This is a genomic window from Oryzihumus sp. (assembly GCF_054325275.1).
In genome coordinates this window covers 39,422-57,138 of the sequence record NZ_JBTCWL010000017.1, presented here as the reverse complement: position 1 = coordinate 57,138, position 17,717 = coordinate 39,422, and the positions used below count along the sequence as shown (strand labels likewise).

Sequence of the window (17,717 nt, the reverse complement as noted above, 5' to 3'; positions counted from 1 at the left end):
CACCTCCGCTGGGTGGTGTGGGGCACGGCATACCGAGTGGTGGGTCAGACCTCGAAGCTGGCGCGGAACCCGTTGCCGGCGTTGGGGATCCGGAAGCCACCTTCGGTCGCAACGACCTCGGCGCCGTCGACGGTCACGGCCGACGGTGAGGCACCGTGGACGACGAGGTGGAACGCCTGCCGGGCGAACTCCGGGTAGCCGCGGCCCTCGACCGAGGCGTCGACCGTCACCGCGCCACCGGAGCGGATGAGGTTGAATGTCGTGTCGTAGCAGGCGCCCTCGCGCGCGGCGAAGGTCAGCCCGTCGTCCTCGACCAGGCGCGAGGTGTGCGTCCCGTCGGCCAGCGGCACGAACACGTGCAGCTCGACCACCTCGGGGTGGTGCTCCTTGGTGGTCGCCGGCGCCTGCGCCCACATCGGGATGACCGCGCCGCCGCGGGCGTAGAGCGGGATGCGGTCCATCGGCGTCGGGGCGACGAGGAAGCGGGACCCGCGCAGCACCTCGCCGGTGTGCCAGTCGTGCCAGTCGCCGGCCGGCAGGTAGACCTGCCGCGAGGTGGCGCCGGGCTCGAGCACCGGGGCGACGAGCAGGTCGGTGCCGAAGAGGTACTGGTCGTCCAGGTCGCGCACCGTCGCGTCGTACTGGTGGTCGAAGACCAGCGGGCGCTGCACCGGCTCGCCGGTCTCGGACGCGCGGATGAACGCCGAGTAGATGTAGGGCAGCAGCCGGTAGCGCAGCTTGACCGCCTCGCGGACGATGTCCTGCACCGCGTCGCCGAACGCCCAGGCGTACTGGTCGACGTTGCCGATCTCGGAGTGGTTGCGGCAGAACGGCGTCAGCGTGCCGTACTGCATCCACCGCAGGAACAGCTCGGCGTTGGAGTTGCCGGCGAAGCCGCCGATGTCGGCGCCGACGAACGCCTGGCCGGAGATGCCGAAGCCCGAGCCCATCGCCACACCCAGCCACAGGTGGTCCCAGCGGGAGAAGTTGTCGCCCATCCAGTTGGCGGCGTAGCGCTGGATCCCGGCGAAGCCGGCCCGCGACAGGATGAACGTGCGCTGCTCCGGCATCGCCTTGAGCAGGCCCTCGGTGGTGCCCATGGCCATGAGCAGGGCGTACTGGTTGTGGTAGCGCTCGTGGGAGTACTTCCCGTTGCCGAACCGCATGGCGTTCGCGCGGATCGCGCCGGTGGCCGGCTCGTTCATGTCGTTCCAGATGCCGGCCAGGCCGGACTGCACGTGGGCGGCGTTGAGCTCGCCCCACCACGCCCGGGCCTCCTCGGTGACGAAGTCGGGGAAGGCGGTGTTGCCCGGCCAGACCTGGCCGATGTAGGTGTCGCCGCCCTCGGTCTTGCAGAAGACGTCGCGCTCCAGACCCTGGTCGAACACCTCGTAGCCCGGGTCGAACTTCACCCCCGGGTCGATGATCGTGATGACCCGGTAGCCGTCGTCGGACAGCCGCGCCAGCATCCCCGGCGCGTCGGGGAAGCGCTCCTTGTTCCACGTGAAGACCCGGTAGCCGTCCATGTACTCGATGTCGAGCCACAGCGCGTCGCAGGGGATGTCGTTGTCGCGGTGCCGCTTGCCGATGGCCTCCACGGCCTCCTGGCTGTAGTCGAACCAGCGGCACTGGTGGTAGCCCAGCGCCCACAGCGGCGGGGGAGCGGTGCGCCCCGTCAGCCAGGTGTAGTCGCCCAGGATCGCGGGCATGTCGGGCCCGGCGAAGATGTACTCGGTGTACTGCCCGCCGGCGAAGCTGATGCGGTACTCGTCCTTGGCAGAGAACTCGTAGCTGCCCCGGTAGCCGTTGTCGACGAAGGAGGCGGCCATCGTCCCGGCCGGGTAGCTCTGGTGGTAGAAGAACGGGATCGAGACATAGAACGGGTCGAAGTCGACGCTGGTGCGGTCGCCGCGCGGGTCGCCCGGCTCCTTGCCGGCCGTGAACTCGGCGGTCTCGTGCTCGTTGAGCACGTCGGTGTTCCACAGGGTGAAGTCGCGGCCCTTGCGGTTGTGCCGGCCCGACTTCTCGCCCAGGCCGAAGACCGCGTCCTCCTGGCGGCACCGGCGGCGCAGCGTGAACGAGTCGTTCAGCGTGGCGTAGGCCCAGTAGCGGCCCTGCTCGTCGGCGGCCGTCTCCACGACGGGGGTGCCGTCGGTGCGGTGCACGTCGAGGCGGAACGGGTCCAGCCACAGCGAGACCACCATCGAGGAGGTGATGACCCGGACCCGGTCCTCGTCACGCTCGACCCGGAACTCGACCGGGCGCGACAGCGGGTCGGTGCACACCGCGAACGTCGGCGACTCGTCGAACACCCCGCCCCGGCTGATCTTGACCCGCACCACGTCGTCGGCGACCAGGTCGACGCGCAGCTGCTCCCGGTGCAGCCCGGCGAGCAGCCCACGCGGGGTCTCCTCCACCGAGTCGACCCGTTCGAAGCGGATGTAGTGGTCGGTCTGCAGCACGGGGCTCTCGCCTTTCGGGGGGTCGGTCATCGGGTGCCCACCGGCCGTCGGCGGTGGCCGCGCCCATGCTTCCGGCGCCCGGACCCGGCGCGCAAGGTCAGGTCGGCTGGGTGGACGCCTCCCCGGTGGCGCGGGACCGCCGGTGGCATCGACTCGGACAGGTGTTCGATACTCTGGGGTCATGACCGACGTCCCCCGCCTCGCCGGACGGCAGCCGCGCTCGCTGGCACCCGAGCAGCTCGGGCAGCTCGACGTCACCACGGCGGCCCAGCCGGCGCGGGTGCGCGCGTGGGTGGTCTGGGAGGACGGCGTCGAGGAGCTGGTCCCGGCCGTGGCCGTCGCGTGGACGAAGCGGGCGGTACGGGTGCGTTGGGGCGCCCCGCCGCACGTGTTCGAGACCTGGGTCTGGGCCGGTGCCGTCGAGCGCGCCTGACCGCGCGCCTCACCTGAGACTCCTCCGGGCCAGGGCCCCGACAACCCTCAGACCTGGGTCAGCACACGCCGCACCGCGCCCACCCCACGAGATCCGCCCATGGCGCGAGTGTGGCACCCGCCGCCCCGGCGCGGAGCCTCAACGCCGTATGCCGTGTGGCCCGCCAGGTGTCATCGCGCACATGGGTGCGCGGCCGGCATACCGGTCCGCGGCGTTCAGGACCTCAGCGGTCGCGGACCAGGTCGAAGCGGCCCAGGGCGATGCGGGTGATGTTGATCAGGGACAGCGTTCCGGGCGTGAAGTAGCCGTTGTGGCCGTGCGAGGTGCCGGTCGGCAGGAGCCGGGCGCCGAAACCGGGGTCGGTCGGGTCGGCGCCGTGGCCGAGGTCGCCGATCGTGGTGTGCGGGACCATCGAGATCGGGTCGTCCGGCGCGGTGCCGGCCCAGACCCGGCCGCGGGAGTGCAGCTGCCCGACCGTGGAGACGTCCATCCCGGGAGCGCCGACGGCGACGATGTCGCGGGCGTTCATCCGGGAGGCGGCATGGGCGCAGACGACGGCGCCGTAGCTGTGGCACACCACGCTCACGTCGGCCCGCTTGGACTCCATGTTGACGAAGGCGGCCAGCCGGGGCGCGCCCTGGATGGCGCGGGTCGACTCGGCCGCGTCGAGGTCGACGGTCGACGGGGCGTCGTAGTCCAGCCACACGACCACCGCGGTGCGGCTGTGCGGGTCGAGCTTCCGGGCCTGGGCGAGGATGCCCCGTGCCTGCACGGCCGGGTGCCGACGGGTGGCCTCGGACTCGTCGAGCAGGGCCGCGGCGTTCCAGCCGACCCCGGGGACCAGCACGACGACGTGGTCGGCGTGGTCGATGTCCCCGAACGCCTCGATCACTCGCCCCTGCCCGCGGTGGTCGGCCATGATCACCTGGCCGGCTGGCTGGCCGGTCATCGACGGCAGCGCGTCCGTGTCCTCGGACAGGCTGTGGGCGACGGCTGGGGTCGCGTTGAGCGCGAGCGCGGCCAGGGCAGAGACGATCAGGGTGGGCAGGCGTTTCACGGGCGTCGAGGGTCCTCGGCGTCGGGGGAGCGGGCCGCACGGAAGCGGCACATGACGGACCGGCACAGACAGGCCCGTCGGGCGGCGGTGAACCGCCCTCGCAGGGGGACTGGCCCTCGATTCTAGCCGCGAACCCGCGAAACCCGGGCATTGAGCGGGTCCGCGCCGCCAGAATGCGAGGTGACCCCCTGCGTGAGATGGAGCCTGCGGTGAGCAGTAGCGGTGACCCCGGCCACACCGGCCCGACCCGGGTCTTCCTCGTCGACGACCACAAGGTCGTGCGCACCGGGCTGGCCGCCTACCTGGCCACGGAGGAGGGCATCGACGTGGTCGGAGAGGCCGCCGACGGGCGCCGGGCACTGGAGGAGCTGGCGGTGCTCGAGGCCGCCGGACGGTTGCCCGACGTGGTGCTCATGGACCTGGAGATGCCGCAGATGGGCGGCGTCGAGGCGACCGGCGAGGTCAAGCGCCGCTGGCCGGACGTGGAGGTGGTCGCCGTGACCTCCTTCGTCGAGGAGTCCTCCATCCGCGACGTGCTCCAGGCGGGGGCGACGGGCTACCTGCTCAAGCACGCCGACGCCCCGGACGTCGCGGCCGCGATCCGGGCAGCGGTGGCCGGGGAGGTGCACCTCGACCCCGTCGCCGCCAAGGCGCTGACCGCCTCGCTGCGCACCCCGCGCTCCGCCGCCGCCGATCTCACCCCTCGCGAGCGCGAGGTGCTCGTGCTGCTCGCCGAGGGCGGCACCAACCGGCAGATCGCCAGGCTGCTCGGGGTCACCGAGCGCACCGCCCGCACGCACGTCTCCAACATCCTCGCCAAGCTCGGCCTGGCCAGCCGCACCCAGGCGGCCCTGTGGGCGGTGCGCGAGGGACTGGTCGGCGGCGGTCCCCGATGACCCTGCCCGACGAGGCGTCGCTGCGCAGCACCTCGATGCCGACCGAGCCGGTGATCGAGCCGGTCCCGGCCACCGACGCCAGCCTCGACGCCCAGCTGCTCGCCCTGTTCTTCGACCGGGTGCCCATGGGCGTCGCGGTCTTCGACACCGACATGCGGCTGCAGCGCTGCAACAAGACCTGGCAGGGGTTCTACGAGCACTACCTGGACGCCCCGCCGGACTTCACGAGCCCCGGGCGGCACATCTTCGAGATGATCCCCGGCTCCGAGGACACCGTGCTCCCGCTGTTTGAGAACGCACTGGCCGGCCGGACCGTGCGCCAGGCGGCCCACCGGATCGCGATCCCCGGCCGCGAGACCTACTGGGACGTGGTGTTCGCCCCGCTGTACGCCGACGGTCAGGTCGTCGGCGTCGTCGACATCGTCACCGACGCCACCGACCGGGTGCTGCGCTTCCGCCGGATGGAGGCCCGGATCGCCACCTTCACCCGCGTCGCTGCCGGCATGAGCGTCGACCAGCCGCTGGAGACGACGCTGCGCGAGGTTGTGGCCGCGGTGAGCCAGACCACGGAGGCGGTCGCCTGCTCGATCATGTGCTGGGACGAGGACTCCGACGTGCCGCCGCGTGCGTTCGTCGACGAGGCCTTCGCCCCCGGGTATGCCGAGGCGCTAGCCGCCGCGTGGGGCGACCGGGCCTTCCGCGACGTGGAGGTGGCGGACCTGCCCCGCCTCGGGCTGCGCCGGGGCTTCCGCAGCGAGGCCGTGGCCGAGCCCGCCTTTGCCCGGCTGCACCCCTTCTGGCAGGAGCCGTTCTGGGAGGACGCCGTGGGCATCCCGCTGGTCTCCTCGGGGCGCATCTTCGGGGAGCTGGACGTCTACCTGCGGCCCGGCCAGTCGCTGACCGAGGACGACGAGACCTACCTGGTCGCCCTGGCCGACCAGGCGGCGGTCGCCGCCCAGAACGCCACCCTGTTCCGCACCGCCGCGCAGAACGCCACCCTGGTCGAACGGCAGCGACTGGCCCGCGACCTGCACGACTCGGTCAGCCAGGCGCTGTTCTCCATGACGCTGCACGCCCGCGCGGCCGAGCGGCACCTCGGTGCGGCCGGCCTCGGGGAGGACAGCGCCCCGGCCCAGGAGGTCGGGCGGCTGCGTGAGCTGACCCAGGGTGCCCTGGCCGAGATGAGGGCGCTCATCTTCGAGCTGCGCCCCGGCGCCCTGGCCGAGGAGGGCCTGGCCTCCGCGCTGGCGAAGCAGGCTGCGGCCCTGTCCGCCCGCGAGCAGGTCCCGATCGAGGTCGAGGCGCCCACCACCCGGATCCCGCTGCCGGAGGACGTCGAGGAGCACCTCTACCGGCTGGTGCTCGAGGCGCTGCACAACGCGCTCAAGCACGCCGACGCCTCGCGTCTGGCGGTGGTGCTGGGCACCGGGAGCCGGCCGGACGGCATACCCGTGCTGCGGGTCGAGGTGAGCGACGACGGTCGGGGCTTCGACCCCGCGGCGCCGCGGCCCGGCCACCTGGGCCTCGGCACGATGCGTGAGCGGGCCGTGGCCGCCGGCGCGGAGCTGGTGGTCGACTCCACCCCCGGACAGGGCACCCGTGTGGTGGTGGAGCAGCCGCTGCCCGGCTGAGCAGCCGGGCACGTCTACGTCATTGCGCCGAGGCCGGGGGTGGCCGTTGCGCACGGACCGACCCGGCCACGAGTCCGATCCGCCGGAAGCGTTGTCGCGACAGGCTTTTCCGTGAACAGCCCGACCCCCTCGGGCGCCACGGAAAGGACCTCCTCATGTCGACCACCCAGTGGATCCTCAACCTCGGCCTCCTGGCCTGGGTGCTGCTGCGCAACCTCGGGAGCCACCGCGTCACCCGCGGGACGTTCCTCGTCCCTGCCGTCATCGTCCTCGTCGTGGGCGGGGTCTTCCTGCAGGACGTGCCCTCGGCCGGCAACGACACCGGGCTGGAGCTCATCGGCCTGGCCGGCGGCGCCGTCCTCGGGGTCGTGGCCGCCGCCCTGACCCGGGTGCGCCGGGAGGGCCAGGAGGTCGTGGTGCGGGCCGGGGTCGCGTTCGCCGCGCTGTGGGTCGTGGTGATCGGTGGGCGCGTCGCCTTCGCCGAGTGGGCCACGGGCGCCGGGAGCCGGACCGTGGGCGAGTTCTCCATGCGCCACCTGATCACCGGTGCCGACGCCTGGACGGTCGCCTTCGTCCTCATGGCCCTGGCCATGGTCACCGTCCGCATGGTCGTCACCGCCGGGCAGGTCGCGCTCACCCGGCGTGCCACCGTCGCGGCCGACGTCCGGGTCGGGGCGTGAGGGCCATGACGGGCTCCATGCCCGCCACCTCCTCCCCGACGCGCGTCCGCCCCCTGCGGGTCCTCGTCGTCCTGCCGGACCCTCGGGTGCGCCAGGCCGTCCGCCGGCTGCTCATGAGCACCGCCGACCTGCAGGTCGTGGCCGAGGCGACCGACGCGACGCGCGCCCGGCAGGCCGTCGCCACGACCCACCCCGACGCCGTCCTCGTCGACGTCGGGCCGGGGCACTGCCCCGAGGGCCTGGACCTGGTCCGGGACCTGGCCGTCACGCTGCCGGTCATCGCGACCAGCCCCGGCCGGGCCGAGCAGCGCGCGGCACTCGCTGCCGGGGCCGTCCTGCACCTGGAGCAGGATGGCGACCCCGAGCAGATCCTCGCCGCGCTGCGCGGTCTTCGACCCCGGCCGGAGGGTCAGGTGGCCCGGGAGGTCGGCGCCTCACCGGTGGCCGCGCTCTCCCCGCTGCGCATGGCGGCCGTCCTGGCCGCCGTGTTCCTGCCCCCGTGGGCGGTCTGGGGCTCGCGCATCGCGCAGGAGGACGGTCTGCTCGGCTGGCACCTGCCGCAGGGCGTGGCCCTGTGGAGCATGACCCTGCCGCTGGCCCTCGCGCTGCTGCTGACCGGAGGGCGCGCGGCACTGCGGGACCTGGGCTCGCACCTCGCGCGCTTCCGGGTGTCGCCCCGCTGGTATGCCGTCGCCCTCGGCGCGCCGATGGCCGTCGCCGCCGCCGCGGCCGGGCTGACCCTCCTCCTCCGCGGGCAGGTCGAGCCGGGCCGGCTGATGTCGCTGCCGGCGGCGCTGACCTACCTGACCTACGGCGTGGGCCTCTACCTGCTCACCGAGGAGGCGGCCTGGCGCGGGGTCCTCCTGCCGTGGCTTCAGCACCGGCACTCGCCGCTGGTCGCCAGCGTCGTCCTCGGCCTGGTCTGGGCCCTGTGGCACGTGCCCTTGCTCAACGTCCCCGGGGAGCGGGACCAGGGGCTGCCGCTCGGCGGGTTCGCGCTGCTCATCGTCGGCACCAGCGTCCTGGTCAGCGCGCTGGTCAACCGAGCCGGGGGCAGCGTGGTCATCGCCGCCCTGTTCCACGCCTCGTTCAACGCCAGCTACAGCTGGACCGGCGTGGTCGGCGGTGACCGGCGCCTGTTCTGGTCGGCCGTGGCGGTCACCGTGGTCGCGGCCGTGGCTGTTGCCGCCCGCACCCGTGGTCGCCTGGGCCTGCCGGCCTGAGCTGTCGGCGGGGCCGGCCCGCGGTCCTCACGGGCCAGCCCCGCCGCGGTCGCGGCACGTGGGGACCATGTGCCCTGCCCGCCCCGACCGGCCCCGTCAAGGCTGCTGGGAGGAGGTGCCGCCATGGAGGCAGTGATCATCTACGAGAGCCTGTTCGGCAACACGCACGCCGTCGCCGAGGCGATCGCCGAGGGGGTGCGCCACGCCGACCAGCACGCCAGGGTGCGGCTGGTGCGAGCCGGCGAGGCCGAGGCAGCGGACAGCGCGGCGGTCGACCTGCTCATCGTCGGCGGCCCCACCCACGTGTTGCGGATGAGCTCCGAGCGCACCCGGCAGTCGGGGCTGGCTGGCGAGGAGAAGAAGGCCGAGTCCCATGGCCAGCACCTCGACCTCGAGCCCGGTGCCGAGGGGCCCGGTCTGCGGGAGTGGTTCGCCTCGCTGGCCAAGGTGGGTGCCGGGCACCGGGCCGCGGCGTTCGACACGCGGCTGGGCTCGCACCTGGCCGGGGGTGCCGCCCACGGCATCGCGCGCAAGCTGCGCCACCACGGCTACGAGCTGATGTCCCCGCCGCAGGGCTTCGTGGTGGAAGGTACCGAGGGGCCGCTGACCAAGGGTGAGCGGGCGCGCGCCCAGGCGTGGGGCGCCTCGCTGGTGCCGGCGCCGGCCCACACCCAGGTCTGAGCGCGAGCGGTGCGGCCGGGCCCGGTCAGGCCTGGCCGGCCGCGCTGTGCACCCGTGCCACGACCGCGTCGGCAACGGCCTGCGGCTCGTTCTCGGGCAGCCAGTGGCCGGCGTCGAGCTCGATGAACTCGTACGGCGCGGCCACGTAGCCGGCGGTGCGCTCGGCCGCCGCCCGGCTGAGCGCGAAGTCGTGCCGGCCCCACACATAGGTGGTCGGCACGCGGGTGCGCCCACCACCGCCTCCCTCCTTGCGGGTCGCAGGGATGCCGCGGTACCAGCCGAGGGCGGCGGTCAGGGCGCCCGGCTCGGCCAGCCGGGCGGCATACCGCTGGGCGTGCTCGGCGGGAACCCCGCTGCGGCGCAGGGAGCCGGCCAGCCGCGGACCGACGATCCGCTCGGGCAGCCACGGCAGCTGGAAGGCGAGCATGTACCAGCTGACCAGCGCCTGCCGGGTGTGCGTCCAGGCCCAGAGCATCGCCGCCGGGTGCGGGGTGGACAGCACGGTCAGCGACGGCACGCGCTGCGGCTGGCGACCCGCCAGTGACCACGCGGCACTCCCGCCCCAGTCGTGCCCCACGACGTGCGCGCGGTCCAGCCCGGCGGCGTCCAGCAGGGCGACGAGGTCCGCGGTGATCTCTCCCATGCGGTATGCCGCGCGGCCGCGGGGACGGGCCCCGGGGGAGTAGCCGCGCAGGTCGGGAGCGAGCGTGCGCAGGCCCGCGGCGTGCAGCAGCGGGGTGACCGCGTCCCAGGCGGTGTGGTCCTGCGGGAAGCCGTGCAGCAGCAGCACCGGCTCGCCGTCACGCGGTCCGCTGTCGAGGACGTCGAAGGTCAGCCCGTCACGGTGGTACTGCCACATGCCTCGACCCTAGGCCGGGAGCGGCCGGGGTGCCCGCCGGGGACAGGGATGGGGGCGCGTCCCCTGCGGCCGCGCCCCCGAGCACGAGTTCCGTCTCCGGCAATCAGCGTGCTGGGTGGGCCTGTACCCCGTTTGGTCGCGCTTCATGCATGGTCACCGGGTCAGGGTCAGCAGCGCCAGGTCGTCGCGCAGCTCACCATCCGCGTGTCGGAGCACGTCCTGCGCCAGCGCCTGGGCGAGGTCCGCGCCGTCGCCTCGGTGCCCGGCCAGCAGCCGTGCCAGGGCGCCCTCGCCGAGCTCCACCCCGGACGGGTCGCGGGCCTCGGTCACCCCGTCGGTGTAGAGCACGAGCGTGTCGCCGGGCTCCAGGTCGAGCCGCACCGTGGCCACCGACAGCTCGCGCACCGCGCCCACGAGCGTGCCCGGGCACGAGACGGGGCGGACCGTGCCGTCGGCGGCGCGCAGCATCGGCGCCGGGTGGCCGCCGGAGGCCATCCAGACCGGCAGCGGCCCGTCACGGTGGCCCCCGTCGACGAATGTGAGGAGCAGCAGGGTGGTGAACCGCCCGTCCCAGTCCTCCCCGAGCAGCACGTCGTTGAGCCGGCGCAGCACCAAAGCCGGGTCGTCGGTGTCGGGGGCGATGGCGTGGAGGCTGTGCCGCACGGCGGCGCTGAGCGCGGCCGCCGCCGCGCCCTTGCCGCAGACGTCGCCGAGGGCCACCCACCACCGCTTCGGGCCGGTGCGGAAGACGTCGTAGTAGTCGCCGCCGATGTCGCTGCCGGCCGTGCCGGAGCGGAACTGCGCCGACACCATCAGCCCCGGCACCCGGGGCAGCACCGGGGGCAGCAGGCTGGCCTGGAGCACCCGGGTGGTCTCCTCGAGGTCGGCGTAGAGGCGGGCCTTCTGCACCGCGGCCCCGGCTCGCTGGCCCAGCTCGACCGCGAGCTGGACGTCGTCGGCGTGGCTGGGCCGGTCTGCGGCGCGGAGCAGGATCATCGAGCCGACCGGTCGACCGGCCGAGGTGAGCGGCACCGTGAGCGCGCACCAGGCGTCCCCCAGTGCCGGGGGGAGGCCGTGGCCGGCGCCGGCCAGGCCCACCGGTGTGACCGCCGGCAGGACCGCCATGAGCTCGAGCAGCATGGTCAGGTGCTCCGGCCGCCGGAGCAGCTCGGCGGTCGGGAGCAGAGCCGGGTCGTGGTGGGCCAGCACGCACAGCCGCTGCTGGTCGGACCCCGTCACCTCGACGAGGCACCAGTCCGCGAGCTCGGCCACGACGAGCTCGGCGGTCTGCCACGCCGTGGCTGCGAGGTCGAGCGGGGTCTCCAGCAGGCGGGTGGCCCGGGCCAGCATCTCCAGGTGCCGACGGTCCGCGTCCGGCGCCGGCCCCGGCGGTGTCACCCGCCGCGTGCCGGCGCCTGGTCCTGTCGTGCCTGCCGACGTCCTGACCCCGCTGCGTGCGGACATCGCGTCCCCCGATCCTCCCGCCCCCGGGCGGGCCCCACGGACACTCTGCTCCCGCGACGGGTCCCCGCGCCGGGTGTTTGCCCAAAAACTGCCCGGTACGCCGGGCCCTCAGGCCCTGGGGTCCCTCGCCGGGGCGTGCTACCTGTGGGGGTGTGGCGCGGGGGCGTATGACCACTCGGCCCGCCGCGCACCGGCCGAAGCCGCGGTGGCTGCGGCACGACATACCGAGGAGGTGTTGGTGGTGGCGTTCAGCTATGACCCGTTCCGTGATCTCGACACCCTGACCGAGCGCATGCTCTCCCGCGCCTCGGACGTCGGGCAGTCCATGCGGTCGATGCCGGTGGACCTGTTCCGCTCCGGTGACCACTACGTGCTCCGCTGCGACCTGCCCGGGGCCGACCCGGGCTCGGTCGACGTCGGGGTGGACGGTCGCACGCTGACGATCCGGGCGCAGCGCTCGGCGCAGCCCGAGGACGTCGAATGGCTGGCACAGGAGCGCCCGACCGGCACGTTCGTGCGCCAGCTCACGCTCGGCCGCGGGCTGGACCTTGACCGGATCGAGGCGACCTACGCCGACGGCGTCCTGAGCCTGAGCCTGCCGGTCGCCGAGGAGGCCAAGCCGCGCCGGATCCCGATCGCGGTGGGCGGCAGCTCCGCGCAGCCGACGGTCGAGGCGCCGGGAGCCCCGTCGGCGACCTGACCGGACACGACGGTGCCCCGGAGCTTCAGGCTCCGGGGCACCGTCGTGCCGGCGTCAGTTGCCGACGACGCGCAGGGTGAAACGGGCCTCGCCGTTCCCGGTGACCGAGCCGGAGGCACCGACCGCACGCAGCGCCTTGACCAGGTCGCGGTCCCGCGCCGGCACCTGGTCGAGGTAGCTCTTCTCGAGCCGGTCGAGGTCGGCGAACAGGACATACTGGGCGTCCTTGGCGTCCGGCACGGCCGCGGTGAACGCCGCGCTGTCGCCCAGCGTGCCGTCGGCCGTGAGCTTGCCGAGGTAGTCCCGGGAGCTGGCCAGGTAGAACTGGTCGCCCTTGGCCTGGTGCACGATCGGCAGCTCCCCGCCGGTCTGGATCGCCAGGCGCTCCAGGCGGGTGACGACCGCGTCGGCCTTGGCGGCGTCCGTGGTCACCCGGGCCCCGAACTGCGGGTCGTCGCCGGAGGCGAAGTCCTGGTCGGGCACGGCGAGCACGAGGTTGCGCCCCAGCAGGGTCTGCAGGTCGCCCGGCAGCGAGATGCCGAGCTGGGACTCCATCGCTTTGAGCTCGCCGTTGACGTCCTCACCGGGGGACTGCGCACCGATGCCCTTGAGGATGCCGTCCCAGGCCTGCCCGATGACCTGGTCGAGGCCGGAGACGGACATGGCCACGGCGGTGTCGGCGGGCAGGTGGGTGATCGCCGACCCGGCGGTCGTGGCCGGCTTCTTCACCGCGGTGGCCCCGCGGGAGACGCCCACGAGCTCGACCGCGTCGGCGTCGAACCGCAGCGCGAACGCGGCCCGGCCCGCGCCCTTGAGGTCACCCGAGCCGAACGGGTTGACCGACAGCTTCGTGGTGTCGCCGCCGACCTCCTTGAAGGCCCCGGCCTTCGCCAGGCCGGCGAGGTCGAGCCAGCCCGAGGCGATGCCCTGGTCGCCCACGGCGGCGACGTCACCGGCATACGTCGAGGAGTCGGCCAGGGTGCCCTTGGCGATGGCGTCGGTGACCGCCTTGCCGTTGCCGGCCGAGGTGAGCAGGGCGTAGCCGTCCTTGAAGGTCACCTCCGGTTTGTCGTTGTCGCCGGCGGAGAGCTTGGCGATGCCGGCGCGGGCCTTGGCCTCGTCCTTGACCTGCACCACGACGAGCGGCTCGGGGTCGGCGCCCTCGGACTTCGGCGGCAGGACCGCGACCGCGAGCCGGTCGCCGAGCCAGGGCTCGATGTCACGGGCGTAGCTGAAGTCCTTGTTGCCGCTGCGCTCGATCAGTGAGTCCACCAGCCGCTTGCGGGGGTCGCCGCTGTCCAGGACGCCCTTGACCTGCGGCACCTTCTGCAGGAACCGCACCGCCGAGACCTTCTGGCCGATCGACGGGTCGGTGTCCACCCGCAGGTACGCCAGCGCCGTGGACGGGACCAGGGTGTCCGGCTGGGGGCCGCCGCCGACCAGCTTCATGCCGAACGCCGCGGCGGTCAGGGCCAGCGCGACGACGGCGAGGGCGACGATGCCCCAGATCACCGGTCCGCGCCGGCGCCGGGCCGGTGCGACCTCGGAGGGGGCGGGTTCGACGGGGGCAGCCGGGGCGGCCGGGTCCACCGGGGCGGCCGCGGCCTCCGCAGGCGTCGGCTCGGTGGGCGTGGAGTCGCCCGGAGGGCGTGCAGGATCGGGTTCGTGCGACGACATGATGGGGTCCCCTTGGGGAGTGCGCAGTGGCTGGCGGCCGAAGCCTAGTGCTCAGCGGGAACCCATCGGGACAGTTCGGGCGAACCGGTCACTGGTTCAGGTGCACCGGCTTGTTGGTGACGGCCGCGATGTCGCCCGAGGCGGCGTCGAGCAGCTGGGTGGCGAGGTCGGACAGGGCCCGGGAGATGGCCACCTCGTCGCCGATCTCGGCCACCTCGGCGTCGCCGGGGTTGCGCCGGGCCGTGCCGTGGCCGGTGTGCAGCGGCCCGTCCGGGTGGTGCAGCCGTGCCTCCGCGCGGGTGTCGCCGTCGTGCTCGTCGACGTAGATGTCGACCGTCAGGTGCATGGTCCGGGTCATGGTGGCCTCCGCCCCTCGGGGTTCCAGCCTCCTGCGCAGGCCCCCGGGCGGGTCAGGGGCGAAGGTCCCCGCGGGGCCCGCCGCTCAGCCCAGCAGCTCGCCGAGGTCGACCGCGGGGTCGGCCAGGCGGTCGGCGTCGACGCGGGCGCCGGAGCGCACCAGCGCCTTGATCCCGTCGGCCTGGTCCCAGACGTTGGCGTTCAGGCCCGCCACCACCTGGCCGTCGCGCAGCCAGAACGCGAGGAACTCCCGGCTCGCCGGGTCGCCGCGGAACACGACGCGGTCCCACTCGGTGGCGTAGCCGTTGTACTCCATGCCGAAGTCGTACTGGTCGGAGTAGAAGTACGGCACCCGGCTGTATGCCGTGCCCGCCCCGAGCATGTTGCGCGCCGCCGCGGGCCCCTGGTTCAGGGCGTTGGCCCAGTGCTCGACGCGGATTCGCTTGCCGTAGAAGGGGTGCATCGCGTTGGCGACGTCTCCGGCGGCGTAGATGTCCGGTTCGCTGGTGCGCAGGTGCTCGTCAGTGAGGACCCCGTTGTCGACCTCGAGCCCCGCCGCGCGGGCCAGCTCGTCGCGCGGGGCCGCGCCGATCCCGACGACGACGAGGTCGCCCTCGACGAGCGTGCCGTCGGAGGTGCGCACGCCGGTCGCCGCGTCCGTGCCCTCGATCCGGTCCACGCCGGTGGACAGGTGCAGGTCGACGCCCTTGTCGGCGTGCAGGTCGCGGTAGACCGCGCCGACCTCGGGGCCGAGCACCCGCTCCAGCGGCACCGCCTCGGGGGCGATCATCGATACCTCGGCGCCGAGCATCCGGGCGCAGGCGGCCACCTCCGAGCCGATCCAGCCGGCGCCGACGACCACGACGCGGGAGGCGCCCTGGATCGCGGTGCGCAGGTCGTCGGACTCGCCCATCCGGCGCAGGTAGACGACCCCGGGCAGGTCGGCGCCGGCCACCGGGAAGCGGCGCGAGGAGGCGCCGGTGGCCAGCAGCAGGCGGTCGTAGCCGAGCCGCTCGCCGCCGTCGAGCACCACCTCGTGGGCGCCGGGGTCCAGCGCGGTCACCGCGGTCGAGGTGCGCAGCTCGATGTCGTGCCCGGCGTAGAAGTCGGCCGCGTGCACGTAGAGCTTGTCCGCCGGCTTCGTGCCGAGCAGGAACCCCTTGGACAGCTCGGGGCGCTCGTACGGGCGCTCGGTCTCCTCGCCGAGCAGGACGACCCGCCCGTCGAAGCCCTCCTCGCGCAGGGTCTCGGCGGCCTTGGCGCCGGCCAGGCTGGCGCCGACGATGACGAAGGTCTGGGTGCTCACAGGTCCTCTTCCTTCAGGCGGTGCGGGGGTGTCGGACGCGGGGTCAGAAGCCTCGTGCCAGCGTAAAGAACTCCTGTCGCGACCGCGCGTCCTCGCGGATCAGCCCGTGCACGGCCGAGGTGACGGTGCGGGAGCCGGTGGCCTGCACCCCGCGCAGGGACATGCACTGGTGCTCGGCCTCGATGACGACGCCGACGCCCTTGGGGGCCAGGTGCTCCTGGAGCCACCCGGCGACCTGCGTGGTCAGCCGCTCCTGCACCTGCAGGTCGCGGGCGAACAGCTCGACCACGCGCGCGAGCTTGGACAGCCCGAGCAGCCGGGGGCCGGGCAGGTAGCCGACGTGCGCCACCCCGCGGAACGGCAGCATGTGGTGCTCGCACAGCGAAGCCACGGGGATGTCGCGGGCGAGCACGAGCTCGTCGTAGCCCTCGTCGTTGGGGAAGGTGGTCAGGTCGAACTCGCGCGGGGTGATGAGCTCGGTGAGCGACTCCGCGACCCGGCGCGGGGTGTCGGTCAGGTGCTCGGTCGCCGGGTCCTTGCCCAGGGCACGCAGCAGGTCGGCGACGGCGCGCTCGGCCGCCGGCAGGTCGACGCCGTCGCGGCCGTGCACCACCCGGAGCCGCCGGGGTGCCTCGGTCCCGGTGTGCAGCGGGCGGGCGGGGGACGACTCGGGGGCGGCGGAGGTCATGGCCGGTCCTTTCTAAAAACTGGTTCTCTTGAAATTAGAATCTCGATCTCTCTTCCGTCAACCCCGCCGGGTTTTACAGTGGGAGCGTGGACACCAGACCCGGGGACGACCTCGACGCCGCCGCGGCCCTCGCCGAGCCGACGCGGCGACGCCTCTACGACTTCGTGGCCCGCTCCGAGCGACCGGTCGGCCGGGACGAGGCGGCGAGCGCCCTCGACCTGCCGCGCCAGACCGCCGCGTTCCACCTGGACCGGCTGGCCGACGAGGGCCTGCTGGACGTGCGGTTCGAGCGGCGCACCGGACGGGTCGGGCCGGGCGCGGGTCGTCCGGCCAAGCTCTACGTACGCTCCGCGCGAGAGGTCTGCGTGCAGCTGCCCGAACGCCGCTACGACCTCGCCGGCCTGCTGCTCGCCGGGGCCATGGAGGAGGCCCAGGCCTCGCAGGAGCCGCCCCGGCTGGTGCTCGAGCGCCGGTCCCGGGCGATGGGTGCCGGCGTCGGCGCCCGGGAGGCGTCCGGGTCCGTCACCCAGGCCCTGGAGGGGTTGGGCTTCGAGCCCGCGGCCGAGGGGGAGGGCCTGGTCCTGCGCAACTGCCCGTTCCACGAGCTCGCGCATGAGCACACCGCGCTCGTCTGCGGCATGAACCTGCACCTCGTCGAGGGCCTGCTCGACGGCCTGGGTGACACGGCGATGGTGGCTCGCCTCGCGCCGCAGCCGGGGCACTGCTGCGTGCGCCTGGAGCCGGCCTCCCGCGAGCCCTGAGGCGCGGCATACCGGCTGGGTGGAGGAATGTGGCGATTTGCCGGACAGATGCGCACCCAACCCACACAATGGGTGCGGCCTCCGGGCATGAGCCATGCCGGGGCCTACCCCACCTGCCTGCCCCTGCGGCGCGCCCGGCGCTGCCCCCTGCCCGTCTGCAAGGAGCGTCTCCCGCATGCCCGCGCGTCCCCCGGTCGTCGACCGCACCCCCGTCGTGCACCCGGGCCACCACCGCCGCAACCGTCTCGTCGCCGTCGTCGGCACGCTCGTGCTGGCCGGGGTGGTCAGCGCGGCCGCCTCGGGTGGCGGCTCGCAGGCCTCGGTGCGGGGGCAGCAGGCCGCCGCGGCCGAGCACCGGTCCACGGTGCGCGACGGCCGGCTGGAGTTCGACGTGACCGGCCTGACGTGTGGGCTGTCCTCGGTCGGCACCGCGACCTTCGGCCAGCGACCCCGAGGGCAGTACTGCCGCGTCTCGCTGACCGTCGAGAACGTCGCCGACCAGCCGCAGTCGCTCTTCGCCGACAACCAGCTGCTCGTCGACGCCAGCGGGCACAAGTTCTCCGCCGACAGCACGGCGAGCATCTACGACGGGGGCGACAAGGTGCAGACGATCTACCAGGAGGTCGCGCCGGGTGAGTCGGTCAGCGGCGACGTCTACTACGACGTCCCGCGGTCGGCGCGTCCCGCCGCGGTTGAGCTGCACGACTCCGCCTACTCCGACGGGGTCACGCTCAGCCTGCGCTGACACCGGGCCGGGGACCCGGCCACCCGAGCCGACAGGGCGCGCGCCGAGGGGGTGGGCGCCCTGTCCCATGTCCGGGCCACGGCCATGATGCATCTAA

General features: G+C 73.9%; 17 protein-coding genes. 9 read left to right on the top strand and 8 right to left on the bottom strand.

The window, feature by feature from the left end; all coding sequences use genetic code 11:
• Window positions 1-44: 44 nt before the first annotated feature.
• Window positions 45-2,462 (bottom strand): TIM-barrel domain-containing protein, encoded by a 2,418-nt coding sequence (locus tag ACXVGS_RS06455; protein WP_458527746.1) that lies wholly within the window; start codon window positions 2,460-2,462, stop codon window positions 45-47.
• Window positions 2,463-2,643: 181 nt separating this feature from the next.
• Between ACXVGS_RS06455 and ACXVGS_RS06450 the strand changes: the two genes are divergently transcribed.
• Window positions 2,644-2,895 carry a hypothetical protein gene (locus ACXVGS_RS06450; protein ID WP_141786802.1) on the top strand — a complete coding sequence of 84 codons (252 nt, stop codon included), beginning with the start codon at window positions 2,644-2,646 and terminating at the stop codon, window positions 2,893-2,895.
• A gap of 223 nt (window positions 2,896-3,118) precedes the next feature.
• Here the strand turns inward: ACXVGS_RS06450 and ACXVGS_RS06445 are convergent, their stop codons facing one another.
• A complete protein-coding gene (locus ACXVGS_RS06445) occupies window positions 3,119-3,952 on the bottom strand; it encodes an alpha/beta hydrolase (protein ID WP_458527745.1) in 834 nt (277 codons plus the stop codon).
• Window positions 3,953-4,161: 209 nt separating this feature from the next.
• Here ACXVGS_RS06445 and ACXVGS_RS06440 point away from each other — a divergent pair, with 209 nt between their 5' ends.
• The 5 genes from ACXVGS_RS06440 to ACXVGS_RS06420 all read left to right on the top strand — a co-directional run bounded on the left by ACXVGS_RS06440 (window position 4,162) and on the right by ACXVGS_RS06420 (window position 9,063).
• Complete coding sequence (locus tag ACXVGS_RS06440) at window positions 4,162-4,848, top strand: response regulator (protein ID WP_458527744.1); 687 nt, start codon at window positions 4,162-4,164, stop codon at window positions 4,846-4,848.
• On the top strand, window positions 4,845-6,479 hold the full coding sequence (locus ACXVGS_RS06435; protein ID WP_458527743.1) for a histidine kinase: 1,635 nt from the start codon (window positions 4,845-4,847) through the stop codon (window positions 6,477-6,479). Before ACXVGS_RS06440 ends, ACXVGS_RS06435 begins: the two co-directional genes overlap by 4 nt.
• Window positions 6,480-6,634: 155 nt before the next feature.
• On the top strand, window positions 6,635-7,159 hold the full coding sequence (locus ACXVGS_RS06430; protein WP_458527742.1) for a hypothetical protein: 525 nt from the start codon (window positions 6,635-6,637) through the stop codon (window positions 7,157-7,159).
• A gap of 5 nt (window positions 7,160-7,164) precedes the next feature.
• Window positions 7,165-8,382 carry a CPBP family glutamic-type intramembrane protease gene (locus tag ACXVGS_RS06425; RefSeq protein ID WP_458536754.1) on the top strand — a complete coding sequence of 406 codons (1,218 nt, stop codon included), beginning with the start codon at window positions 7,165-7,167 and terminating at the stop codon, window positions 8,380-8,382.
• A gap of 123 nt (window positions 8,383-8,505) precedes the next feature.
• Complete coding sequence (locus ACXVGS_RS06420; RefSeq protein WP_458536753.1) at window positions 8,506-9,063, top strand: flavodoxin family protein; 558 nt, start codon at window positions 8,506-8,508, stop codon at window positions 9,061-9,063.
• A 25-nt stretch (window positions 9,064-9,088) separates the two neighbouring features.
• Here the strand turns inward: ACXVGS_RS06420 and ACXVGS_RS06415 are convergent, their stop codons facing one another.
• Window positions 9,089-9,922: an alpha/beta fold hydrolase gene (locus ACXVGS_RS06415; protein ID WP_458533080.1), complete on the bottom strand. Its 834-nt coding sequence runs from the start codon at window positions 9,920-9,922 to the stop codon at window positions 9,089-9,091.
• A 153-nt stretch (window positions 9,923-10,075) separates the two neighbouring features.
• Window positions 10,076-11,320: a PP2C family protein-serine/threonine phosphatase gene (locus ACXVGS_RS06410; protein WP_458536752.1), complete on the bottom strand. Its 1,245-nt coding sequence runs from the start codon at window positions 11,318-11,320 to the stop codon at window positions 10,076-10,078.
• A gap of 307 nt (window positions 11,321-11,627) precedes the next feature.
• Here ACXVGS_RS06410 and ACXVGS_RS06405 point away from each other — a divergent pair, with 307 nt between their 5' ends.
• A complete protein-coding gene (locus ACXVGS_RS06405) occupies window positions 11,628-12,086 on the top strand; it encodes an Hsp20/alpha crystallin family protein (RefSeq protein WP_458527737.1) in 459 nt (152 codons plus the stop codon).
• Between the two features lie 54 nt (window positions 12,087-12,140).
• Here the strand turns inward: ACXVGS_RS06405 and ACXVGS_RS06400 are convergent, their stop codons facing one another.
• The 4 genes from ACXVGS_RS06400 to folE form a co-directional block, all read right to left on the bottom strand.
• Window positions 12,141-13,763: a DUF3352 domain-containing protein gene (locus ACXVGS_RS06400; protein ID WP_458531661.1), complete on the bottom strand. Its 1,623-nt coding sequence runs from the start codon at window positions 13,761-13,763 to the stop codon at window positions 12,141-12,143.
• A gap of 88 nt (window positions 13,764-13,851) precedes the next feature.
• A complete protein-coding gene (locus ACXVGS_RS06395) occupies window positions 13,852-14,121 on the bottom strand; it encodes a DUF1876 domain-containing protein (protein ID WP_458527735.1) in 270 nt (89 codons plus the stop codon).
• A gap of 84 nt (window positions 14,122-14,205) precedes the next feature.
• The gene (locus ACXVGS_RS06390; protein ID WP_458527734.1) at window positions 14,206-15,426 is read right to left on the bottom strand and encodes an NAD(P)/FAD-dependent oxidoreductase; all 1,221 of its coding nucleotides are present in this window, start codon (window positions 15,424-15,426) and stop codon (window positions 14,206-14,208) included.
• A 43-nt stretch (window positions 15,427-15,469) separates the two neighbouring features.
• Window positions 15,470-16,114: a GTP cyclohydrolase I FolE gene (gene folE / locus ACXVGS_RS06385; protein WP_458527733.1), complete on the bottom strand. Its 645-nt coding sequence runs from the start codon at window positions 16,112-16,114 to the stop codon at window positions 15,470-15,472.
• 86 nt (window positions 16,115-16,200) lie between these two features.
• On the opposite strand from folE, the gene ACXVGS_RS06380 reads away from it, so the two are divergent.
• The gene (locus ACXVGS_RS06380; RefSeq protein ID WP_458527732.1) at window positions 16,201-16,875 is read left to right on the top strand and encodes a helix-turn-helix transcriptional regulator; all 675 of its coding nucleotides are present in this window, start codon (window positions 16,201-16,203) and stop codon (window positions 16,873-16,875) included.
• A gap of 175 nt (window positions 16,876-17,050) precedes the next feature.
• Entirely contained in the window at window positions 17,051-17,620 is a 570-nt protein-coding gene (locus ACXVGS_RS06375; RefSeq protein ID WP_458527731.1) for a DUF4352 domain-containing protein, read from the top strand.
• Window positions 17,621-17,717: the final 97 nt, after the last annotated feature.

What these genes read in the sequence shown, in the direction of transcription:
- ACXVGS_RS06450 (WP_141786802.1), top strand. Translation starts at nt 2,644, where the DNA reads ATGACCGACGTCCCCCGCCTCGCCGGACGGCAGCCGCGCTCGCTGGCA.
- ACXVGS_RS06435 (WP_458527743.1), top strand. Translation starts at nt 4,845, where the DNA reads ATGACCCTGCCCGACGAGGCGTCGCTGCGCAGCACCTCGATGCCGACC.
- ACXVGS_RS06430 (WP_458527742.1), top strand. Translation starts at nt 6,635, where the DNA reads ATGTCGACCACCCAGTGGATCCTCAACCTCGGCCTCCTGGCCTGGGTG.
- ACXVGS_RS06425 (WP_458536754.1), top strand. Translation starts at nt 7,165, where the DNA reads ATGACGGGCTCCATGCCCGCCACCTCCTCCCCGACGCGCGTCCGCCCC.
- ACXVGS_RS06420 (WP_458536753.1), top strand. Translation starts at nt 8,506, where the DNA reads ATGGAGGCAGTGATCATCTACGAGAGCCTGTTCGGCAACACGCACGCC.
- ACXVGS_RS06415 (WP_458533080.1), bottom strand. Translation starts at nt 9,922, where the DNA reads ATGTGGCAGTACCACCGTGACGGGCTGACCTTCGACGTCCTCGACAGC.
- ACXVGS_RS06400 (WP_458531661.1), bottom strand. Translation starts at nt 13,763, where the DNA reads ATGTCGTCGCACGAACCCGATCCTGCACGCCCTCCGGGCGACTCCACG.
- ACXVGS_RS06395 (WP_458527735.1), bottom strand. Translation starts at nt 14,121, where the DNA reads ATGACCCGGACCATGCACCTGACGGTCGACATCTACGTCGACGAGCAC.
- folE (WP_458527733.1), bottom strand. Translation starts at nt 16,114, where the DNA reads ATGACCTCCGCCGCCCCCGAGTCGTCCCCCGCCCGCCCGCTGCACACC.
- ACXVGS_RS06375 (WP_458527731.1), top strand. Translation starts at nt 17,051, where the DNA reads ATGCCCGCGCGTCCCCCGGTCGTCGACCGCACCCCCGTCGTGCACCCG.